The organism is Rhizorhabdus antheiae, from assembly GCF_049889055.1.
Classification (GTDB): domain Bacteria; phylum Pseudomonadota; class Alphaproteobacteria; order Sphingomonadales; family Sphingomonadaceae; genus Rhizorhabdus.
Genome location: NZ_JBLTWO010000015.1, coordinates 64,927 through 73,448, shown reverse-complemented (window position 1 = coordinate 73,448; position 8,522 = coordinate 64,927). Strand labels below are relative to the sequence as shown.

The 8,522-nt window shown below is 63.1% G+C and carries 10 protein-coding genes; 1 reads left to right on the top strand and 9 read right to left on the bottom strand.

The genetic code is table 11. The features are described 5' to 3' along the window. Positions 1 to 204: 204 nt before the first annotated feature. From ACNI3R_RS19680 to ACNI3R_RS19660, 5 genes are all read right to left on the bottom strand, one after another. A complete protein-coding gene (locus ACNI3R_RS19680; protein ID WP_426186681.1) occupies positions 205 to 954 on the bottom strand; it encodes a hypothetical protein in 750 nt (249 codons plus the stop codon). Between the two features lie 357 nt (positions 955 to 1,311). Continuing rightward, complete coding sequence (locus ACNI3R_RS19675) at positions 1,312 to 1,596, bottom strand: flagellar biosynthetic protein FliO (protein ID WP_426186678.1); 285 nt, start codon at positions 1,594 to 1,596, stop codon at positions 1,312 to 1,314. Beyond that, positions 1,593 to 1,916, bottom strand: coding sequence for a flagellar motor switch protein FliN (gene fliN / locus ACNI3R_RS19670; RefSeq protein WP_296621500.1), 324 nt, complete (start codon positions 1,914 to 1,916; stop codon positions 1,593 to 1,595). Before fliN ends, ACNI3R_RS19675 begins: the two co-directional genes overlap by 4 nt. Next, positions 1,913 to 2,911, bottom strand: a complete 999-nt coding sequence (locus ACNI3R_RS19665; RefSeq protein WP_426186675.1) for a flagellar motor switch protein FliM — start codon at positions 2,909 to 2,911, stop codon at positions 1,913 to 1,915. Before ACNI3R_RS19665 ends, fliN begins: the two co-directional genes overlap by 4 nt. Before the next feature lie 139 nt (positions 2,912 to 3,050). Continuing rightward, on the bottom strand, positions 3,051 to 3,833 hold the full coding sequence (locus ACNI3R_RS19660) for an outer membrane protein assembly factor BamD (protein ID WP_296621495.1): 783 nt from the start codon (positions 3,831 to 3,833) through the stop codon (positions 3,051 to 3,053). A gap of 91 nt (positions 3,834 to 3,924) precedes the next feature. On the opposite strand from ACNI3R_RS19660, the gene ACNI3R_RS19655 reads away from it, so the two are divergent. Beyond that, positions 3,925 to 5,100, top strand: coding sequence for a glycosyltransferase (locus ACNI3R_RS19655; RefSeq protein WP_426186672.1), 1,176 nt, complete (start codon positions 3,925 to 3,927; stop codon positions 5,098 to 5,100). Between the two features lie 4 nt (positions 5,101 to 5,104). Here the strand turns inward: ACNI3R_RS19655 and ACNI3R_RS19650 are convergent, their stop codons facing one another. From ACNI3R_RS19650 to yajC, 4 genes are read right to left on the bottom strand one after another with little or no spacing between them, the layout of a single operon-like run. Then, entirely contained in the window at positions 5,105 to 5,482 is a 378-nt protein-coding gene (locus tag ACNI3R_RS19650) for an MTH938/NDUFAF3 family protein (RefSeq protein WP_426186669.1), read from the bottom strand. A 10-nt stretch (positions 5,483 to 5,492) separates the two neighbouring features. Next, on the bottom strand, positions 5,493 to 6,449 hold the full coding sequence (secF, locus tag ACNI3R_RS19645; RefSeq protein WP_426186666.1) for a protein translocase subunit SecF: 957 nt from the start codon (positions 6,447 to 6,449) through the stop codon (positions 5,493 to 5,495). Between the two features lie 14 nt (positions 6,450 to 6,463). Further along, on the bottom strand, positions 6,464 to 8,065 hold the full coding sequence (gene secD, locus ACNI3R_RS19640) for a protein translocase subunit SecD (RefSeq protein WP_426186663.1): 1,602 nt from the start codon (positions 8,063 to 8,065) through the stop codon (positions 6,464 to 6,466). 7 nt (positions 8,066 to 8,072) lie between these two features. Beyond that, positions 8,073 to 8,411, bottom strand: coding sequence for a preprotein translocase subunit YajC (gene yajC, locus ACNI3R_RS19635; protein WP_296621487.1), 339 nt, complete (start codon positions 8,409 to 8,411; stop codon positions 8,073 to 8,075). Positions 8,412 to 8,522 lie beyond the last annotated feature (111 nt).

The window sequence follows — 8,522 nt, the reverse complement described above, 5'->3', positions numbered from 1 at the left end:
CCGCCCCCCCCCCCCCCCCCCCCCGGTAAGCGTAATCGGCTCCTCTTGGCCTGTAGGCTCTAAAGAGGATTCCGCCAGCAACCGGCGCGATTTTAGCTACTCAGGCATCTGCCCATAGTGATGAACGCTCGTCCCGCGTGCACTACTGTCGAGTGTCGTATCGGTATGACCTTAAGCAAAAATAAGGGGATTTTGATTCCCTTGTTACTGATTGATCTTCCCCCAAGATTTTTCATTGATCTTCGTTAAGGCGCTTTCGGTGAGTATTCTCATAATATTGTCGCGATAAACCGCCCGTAATTCGTCTACGGATGATGCTAATTCTTTGTCATTTTTGGGTGGAAAGGTCGGAACTGACCGACCGTATGCTCCAAATTCCGCATACGTAGGGATGTCGCCGGAAAACTTACGATAAATAAACCCATTCTTTACGTTGCTTTTAATCGTAGATTTTGTGTAATTTTGTACCGTCAAAATAATTTCTTCGTAGCATTCGCTCGATGAATCTGATGATTCACGGGGTCTTTTTTTGATATCTTCTAAAAATTCTTTCGTACCCGTTCTAACAAAATCCGGGAGAGGTTTGTCGTGAACTAGGACAATTCTCCCCGCTCCTTTAAGTGTTTTCGAGTAATCAATCTGTCGTAAAAATTCGATCTGAAATGGCAAAGAGGCGGCGGAAGCCATGAATTGTTGGATTGCCGCAGGATTTTTTACAGCAAACCATTCATTCATCAGTTCGGGGAGCAAACCTAAAAATGGCGACTGGGTTGCGTCCGTCACCTTCGGGGATTGTGCGGGGAAAATATGCAACTCGCAGCCGTCGGTATGCTCCGGCACCGTGATAGCGCCCCAAGATACAGCCTGCGCCGCGCTCGGAACTGAATTAACAATCGCTACCCAGCTCAGCGCTAATGCCAGAACTCTCATCAAAGCAACCGGCTCCTGTTCCATAATCCCTCTGCACCCCTGCACTGGGCAAGCGCAATGCCAAGATCTTTACCGCATCTAACTATTTCGCCGACTGATGGCTGAGAGGTGGAGGCAATTTGCCTTTTCGGTAAGAACGAGGTCAGGCTTGATGCTTATGCTAACACCTGCCGCTCGGATCAGATTATATACCAATTTCTCGGAGGCGGCGAGAAATGTGTCCGGTGATCGCACTTACTTCTGTATGAAGATTGGCAGAAGCTAAGCCATTACCCAGTGCTGACGATGGACGAAGAAGCACATGGCGCCGAAATTTAGTTAATCGGGCATTCCCGTCGGGTGATTTTCTACCGTCGAGCGTCGGCCACGGCTGATCACCCCCTAAATATCGTCCGGCAGGACGAAGGCACCGTCGGCCGGTGCTTCGGCGATCTTTTCGATGCGTCCGCGCGATACCGAGATGAGGATGTGGCGGTTGGCGAATTCGACCACGGCGAGGCGTCCGGTCGCGCCCATCGGGATCGCGTCGATCACCTTGAGCGTTCTCTCCCTGTTGCCGATCGCCATGCCGGGCTGGAGCTTTCGCCACAGCCACAGCGAACCATAAGCCAGCCCGCCCACCAGGGGAACGAGCAGCAGCAACCGCAACAGGTAATCCGTCATCATTGTCGGCGTTCGATTCCCGAGAGCCGCGCGTCGGCGGCGACAACATCGACGACCCTTATCCCGAACTTTCCGTTCACTGTCACTACCTCGCCCTTCGCGACGAGCGTGCCGTTGACCATGATGTCGAGCAGCTCGTTCGCCTGGCGGTCCAGCTCGACCACGCTGCCGGCATTCAGCTCCATCAGTTCGGCCAGCCGCAGCGATGTGCTGCCGACCTCGACCGACAGGCGCAGCGGGATATCCGACAGCAGGCGGAGGTTGGCTGGCATCGACAGCTCGGCGCTCCCGGGGACCACGGGAACATCGGACATATCGCTCATCTCAGGCTTTCCTTGTTGATGGTCTCGATCATCATCGCGGCCCGGCCGTCCTGCTCGCCGATCGTGCCTTCGGCGAAACGCCGATTGCCGACCAGCAGGGGAACCGTCTGCGACAGGGTGATGGGGATGACGTCGCCGGCTTTCAGGGCGAGCAGCTGGGCAACGGTGATTTCGGGGCGCGCCAGAACCGAGCGGACCGGCAGCGAGACGTTCTCGAGGGCGGAGAACAGCTTGTCCTGCCACTCGCTGTCTTCGGCGGCGGGGCCGGCCTGAGCCCGCGCGGCGATCTCATCCTCGATCGGCTGCAGCATCGACAGCGGATAGAGGATCTCGATGCGGGTCGACTTGGCCAGGCCGGGCTTGACCGTGAAGCTCTGCACCACCACCGCTTCGTCGGCGCGGACCATGTTGACGAAGGCGGCGTTGGTTTCGTGGGTCGAGAGCTCGAATTCGAGCGGATAGGTCTCGCCCCAGCTCTTGGTAAGCACGTCGGCGATGCCCGCGACGATCCGCTTCAGCAGGCGCTGCTCCGACGGGGTGAACTCGCCGGACTTCGCCGCGAGCCCGCTGCCGGTACCGCCGTAGAAGGCGTCGACCATGTTGGCGATGAAGCCGGGCTCCATCACCATCATCATCATGCCCTTGCCGGGGCGGATGCGGAACAGGCTCAGGCTCATATAATCGGCCTGGTTGCGCTGCCACTCGTCGAAGCGCCGGGTTTCGAGCGGGTTGGCCTCGACGCGGCTGCGGGTCTGCGCGATCGGTTCGATCACGTCGCGCAGGCGCCGGGCGACACGCTCGTTCATTCGCTCGAGATGGACCAGATGGGCCGCCGGGCGGTCCTTGCGCTGGCCAAGCTGATAAAGCTCGACGTCGCGCATCTGGCTCACTTTGGACCGCGGCGCGACCTCCTTCTGGTCGAAGGAGATATCGCCGAGCTCGTCCATCAGCGCGGCGACTTCGTCACCGGAGAGGCTGGATGCTGCGCGCGTCATCGAATCAGCGAAATCCCGAGTGTTCCAAACCGGAGAAATCCGGCAGATTCGTCATACGGGAGAGGTGGTTAACGAAATGATGATGCCGCCACTGCGGCTATCCGCCGGGCGCCTTGACGGCCCGGCGGCGGCACGGGCTTCAGCCCTCTTTTGCGGACTTCTGGACGAGCTTGTAGGCGTGCTCATACCATTTGCTGCCGGGATAATTGGCGCCCAGCACGGCGGCGGTGCGCTCGGCTTCCGCAGGCACGCCCAGTTCCAGATAGCTTTCGGTCAGCCGCATCAGCGCCTCGGGCGCGTGGCTGGTCGTGTCATATTGATCGACGACCGCACGGAAACGGATCACCGAGGCAAGCCAGTCGCCGCGACGCTGGTAGAAGCGGCCGATCTCCATCTCCTTGCCGGCGAGGTGATCCTTCACCAGGTCGACCTTCACCCGGGCATCGGCGGCGTAGCGCGAATCGGGGTAGCGGCGGATCAGTTCGTTGAGCGCGTCGAGCGCCTGCTGGGTCAGCTTCTGGTCGCGCGTAACGTCCTGGATCTGCTCATAATAGGCCATGGAGATCAGGTAGAGCGCGTAAGGCGCGTCGCGATTGCCGGGGTGGATCGAGATGAAGCGCTGGGCCGAGGCGATCGCCGGCGTGTATTGCTTGGCCAGATAATAGGAAAAGGCGCTCATCAGCTGGGCGCGGCGCGCCCAGACCGAATAGGGATGCTGGCGCTCGACTTCGTCGAACAGCGCGGCAGCGAGCTTGTACTGGTGCCGGTCCAGCCGTTCCTTCGCCGCGTTGTAGAGCGTGTCCACATCGCGGGCGACATATTTGGTGTCGCCCTTGTTCTTGCCGGTGGCGCAGCCGGCCAACGGAATGAGGGAAGCGGCGGCTGCCAGCAACGCGATCGGACGGAGGACTTTACGCAGCATAGGCTGGCTTCTTTAGGGGGCAATCGCAGCCGCCGCAATGGGCGCGACAAAGGAGGGCTGCAACGCCGTGCCGAGACGCTAAGAAGGGGCGATGCTTCGCGTTCTGACCCTGTCCAGCCTCTACCCCAGCGACGCGCGACCCGGCTTCGGCGGTTTCGTCGAACGCCAGACGCTGGCGCTCGCGTCGAGGAACGACGTAGAGGTGAGAGTGGTCGCGCCCTTTGCGGTGCCGCCTTTCGGTGCCGGGCGCTGGCTGTCGGCCTATCGCACGGTGGTCGACCTGCCCGAACGCGAACTGCGGAACGCGGTCGACGTCTATCGGCCGCGCTTCCCGACCGTTCCGGGCGTGGGGGGACGGATCAACCCGTGGAGCCTGGGCCGGACCGTCGCGCCGCTGCTCGCGCGGATCCGGCGCGATTTCGCATTCGATGTGATCGATGCCGAGTTCTTCTACCCGGATGGGCCGGCCGCGATCGCGCTGGGGAAGCGATTCGGGGTGCCCGTGTCGATCAAGGCGCGCGGCAGCGACATTCATTTCTGGGGGCGGCAGAAGGGCTGTCGCGACCAGATCGTTCGCGCGGGGCGGGCGGCGGACGGTATGCTCGCGGTCTCGGCTGCGCTGCGCGCCGACATGATCGCGCTCGGCCTTCCCGCCGACCGGATTCGCGTTCACCACACCGGGGTCGACCAGAGCCTGTTCGCACCGATGCCGCGCGGGGAGGCGAAGGCTGCCCTCGGCGTCGATGGACCGCTGGTGGTGGTCATCGGCAACCTCATCCCGCTCAAGGGGCATGATCTCGTGATCGAGGCTATGACGGCCTTGCCCGGCGTCACTCTGCTGATCGCCGGCCAGGGGCCTGATCGAGACCGGCTGGCGAGCCGGATCGCGAGCGCCGGCCTGGAGGATCGGGTGCGCCTTCTCGGTGCCTTGCCCCATGCCGATTTGCCGGCGCTGCTGTCGGCAGCGGACGTCATGGCGCTGGCTTCGGCGTCGGAAGGACTTGCCAATGTCTGGGTCGAGGCGCTGTCCTGCGGCACACCGGTCGTGATCACCGATGTCGGTGGCGCGCGGGATGTGGTGCTGCGCCCCGAGGCCGGCCGGATCGTCGATCGCACGGCCGAGGCCCTGGCCGCCGGGATTGCAGAAATGCTGGCCGAGAAGCCCGACCCTGCTGTCGTTCGCTCGACCGTCGCTGACTTCACATGGGAAAGGAACAGCGCGGCGCTGTTCGATCATCTGTCGGGGCTGGTCGCGGCGCGCCGCTGATCGGTCAGAGCGGCATCAGCGCCGCGACGATCCAGCGGTCCTCACCGCGCAGCACATTCCAGGCGCGTGCGGCGGTACGGCTGTCCATCACCTCGACGCCATAGCCCCGCGCCTCGATCTCCGCGACGAAGGCCGGGCTCGGCCGGACGATTGCCGGGCCGGTGCCGAGCAGCAGAAATTCGGGGGGCGGGGTGGTGTCGATCAGCGCCGCGACATGCGAAGCGCGGAGATCGGCGATGGCCGGCGCTGACCAGTCGACCGCATTGTCCGGCGTCAGCCACAGCCCGCCGGGAACGATCCGGTCCTGAACGCGGAAGGCGGTACCGGAAAAGCCGCGTATCGTCGGCCCTCCCGGCGCTTCCTCGCGATCGAAGGTCACCATCGCCCGCGCCTCAGGGGCCGACGCGCTCGGCTTCGGGGCGTCCGGACTGCGGCTTGGCGATGCGCAGCGGCTGGAGGCCGAGGCTGATCAGCAGCGAGGAGGAGACGTAGATCGACGAATAGGTGCCGACGACGACGCCCAGCAGCATCGCAGCCGCAAAGCCACGCAGCACATGGCCGCCGAACAGCAGCAGCGCGCCGAGCGCGAGGAAGACGGTGACCGAGGTCATGACCGTGCGCGGCAGCGTCTCGTTGACCGACAGGTCGATCAGCGCCTTCATGTCCATCTGCCGGAACTTGCGCATATTTTCGCGGATGCGGTCGTCGATGACCATCTTGTCGTTGATCGAATAGCCGACGATCGTCAGCACCGCCGCGACGATGTTCAGGTCGAACTCGAGCTGGGTCACCGCGAAGAAGCCCAGCGTCATCAGCACGTCGTGGACGATCGCGACGAAGGTCGACACACCGAACTGCCATTCGTAGCGCAGCCAGGAAAAGACCGCGATGCCGAACACGGCGAGGACGACAGCGAGCACGCCATTCTGGATCAGCTCGCCCGAAACCTTGCCCGAAACGGTGTCGGTGCGGGTGAAGACGACCCCCGGAAACTGGCCCTTGAGCGAGGCCGATACTTTGTTGACCACGGCGTTGGTCGCGCCCGGATCGTTGCTCTCCGGCACCGGCAGGCGGATCGAGATCGTGCCCGGGTCGCCGAACTGCTGGAGCGAGCTGGTGCCAACGCCGAGCGCGTCGATATTGCTGCGCACCGCGTCGAGCGAGGGCGGGGTCGAGAACTTCGCCTCGATCATCAGGCCGCCGACGAAGTCGACGCCCATGTTGAGCCCGCGCGTGGCGACCGCGCCGATGGCGGCGACGGTCAGCAGCGCGGTGAGGATGAAGGCGACGAAGCGGAGCCGGACAAATCCGATATTGGTATTGTCGGGAACCAGTTTCAGCAGACGCATGGCACTGTTTCCGATCAGATGTGGAGGGACGCGGGGCGCGTGCGACGCAGCCACAGCGCTACCAGCATGCGGGTGAAGACGACGGCGGTGAAGACCGAGGTGGCGATGCCGATCAGCAGCACGACCGCGAAGCCCTTTACCTGGCCCGAGCCGAGCAGGAACATGATGATGCCGGCAATGGCATGGGTCACGTTCGCTTCGAAGATGGTGCGGCTGGCTTCCTTATAGCCATGCTCGACCGCCTGGGTGGGCGATCGGCCGCGCCGGAGTTCCTCGCGGACGCGCTCGTTGATCAGCACATTGGCGTCGACCGCCGTACCGATGGTGAGCACGAAGCCGGCGATGCCGGGCAGGGTGAGCGTCGCGTTGAGCAGCGCCATCACGCCGAGGATCACGAAGATGTTTATGACCACGGCGAGGTCGGCATAGAAGCCGAAGCGGCCATAGCTGACGAACATGAAGATCACGACGGCGATGGCGGCGATCGCGCTGGCGATCGTGCCGGCGCGGATCGAATCGGCGCCGAGATCGGGGCCGACGGTACGCTCCTCGACCACCTTAAGCGCGACCGGCAGTTTGCCCGAGCGCAGCGCGATGGCGAGTTCGTTGGCGCTGTCGGTGGTGAAGCGGCCCGAAATCTGCGCCTGACCGCCCAGGATAGGCTCATTGATGTTCGGCGCCGACAGCACCTTGCCGTCGAGGATCATCGCGAAGGGCTTGTTCACATTCTCCTGCGTAACGCGCGCGAATTTGCGGCCGCCTTCGCTGTTGAAGGTGATCGACACGACCGGTTCGTTGGTCTGCTGATTATAGCTGAGCTGTGCATTGATCAGTTCGTCGCCGGTCAGCATCGCACGGCGTTTGACCGCGATCAGCGGGACACCCGAAGGGTTGTCGGGATAGGGGATGATTTCGCTGCCCACCGGTGCGCGCCCCTGGGCGACGTCCTGCGGGTTGGCGGTCAGGTCGACCAGCTTGAATTCGAGCTTGGCGGTCTTGCCGAGCAGTGCCTTCAGAGCCGCGGGATCCTGGAGGCCGGGAACCTGGACGACGATGCGCTCCGCGCCCTGACGGATGATCGTCGGTTCGCGGGTGCCCATCTCGTCGATGCGCTTGCGGACGACTTCGGTTGCGACCTGCATCGCGGCGTCGGTGGCCTGGGCGAGGCCGGCCTCGGTCGGGGTCAGCACCACGCGGGTCGAATCGACGACCTGGACGTTCCAGTCGCGCTGACCGGTCATGCCCGAAGGCTGGGTCAGCGTCCGCAGCCGCTCGACCGCAGCATCGACGCGCGCTCCGTCGCGAACGAAGAAGGAGAGGCGGCCTCCCGTCGTCGAAATGTCGCCGATCGCGATCGGCGGGTCGGCCCGGCGCATCTCGGTGCGGACCAGTTCTTCCATGCGGATCAGATTCTGTTTGGCGAGGTCGGTGGTGTCCGCCTCGAGCATCAGATGGCTGCCGCCCGAAAGGTCGAGGCCCAGATTGACGCGCGGCATGCTGCCGATGCCCCAGCGCTGCGCCACCGATTCGGGAATGAAGGTCGGGATCGAGATCAATACGCCGATCGCGAGCGCGAGGCAGATCGACCAGATTTTCCAGCGCGGGAAATCGAGCATGGTGGGATCAGTCGTTGGCGGGCTTGCCGGCGCCGGCCGGACGGACTTCGGAAATTGTGCCCTTGATCAGCTTGATCCGGACGTTCGGGGCGATTTCGGCCTCGACCTCGCCCTCGTCGACGCGGGTGACCTTGCCGACGATGCCGCCGCCGGTGACGATCATGTCGTTCTTCTTCACCGCGTCGATCATCGCGCGATGCTCCTTCATCCTCTTCTGTTGCGGACGAATGAGCAGAAAATAGAAGATCACGAAGATGAAGATCAGCGGCGCGAAGCTCAGAAAGGAAGCGACGCCACCGGCAGGAGCCGCACCGGCGGCCTGGGCATAGGCGGGAGAAGCGAACATGTGTCTGGCATCCCGGAAAGAGAAAGGGCCGAAAAATGGCCTCGAAGTGGCGCGCGCCTATCACGTTCCGCATGGAAGTGGCAACCGGGCGCTTGCCAAGACGCTTCGACC

Coding starts and splice junctions, on each gene's coding strand:
- ACNI3R_RS19680 (WP_426186681.1), bottom strand. CDS start 954: ATGGAACAGGAGCCGGTTGCTTTGATGAGAGTTCTGGCATTAGCGCTG.
- ACNI3R_RS19675 (WP_426186678.1), bottom strand. CDS start 1,596: ATGATGACGGATTACCTGTTGCGGTTGCTGCTGCTCGTTCCCCTGGTG.
- fliN (WP_296621500.1), bottom strand. CDS start 1,916: ATGAGCGATATGTCCGATGTTCCCGTGGTCCCCGGGAGCGCCGAGCTG.
- ACNI3R_RS19665 (WP_426186675.1), bottom strand. CDS start 2,911: ATGACGCGCGCAGCATCCAGCCTCTCCGGTGACGAAGTCGCCGCGCTG.
- ACNI3R_RS19660 (WP_296621495.1), bottom strand. CDS start 3,833: ATGCTGCGTAAAGTCCTCCGTCCGATCGCGTTGCTGGCAGCCGCCGCT.
- ACNI3R_RS19655 (WP_426186672.1), top strand. CDS start 3,925: ATGCTTCGCGTTCTGACCCTGTCCAGCCTCTACCCCAGCGACGCGCGA.
- ACNI3R_RS19650 (WP_426186669.1), bottom strand. CDS start 5,482: ATGGTGACCTTCGATCGCGAGGAAGCGCCGGGAGGGCCGACGATACGC.
- secF (WP_426186666.1), bottom strand. CDS start 6,449: ATGCGTCTGCTGAAACTGGTTCCCGACAATACCAATATCGGATTTGTC.
- secD (WP_426186663.1), bottom strand. CDS start 8,065: ATGCTCGATTTCCCGCGCTGGAAAATCTGGTCGATCTGCCTCGCGCTC.
- yajC (WP_296621487.1), bottom strand. CDS start 8,411: ATGTTCGCTTCTCCCGCCTATGCCCAGGCCGCCGGTGCGGCTCCTGCC.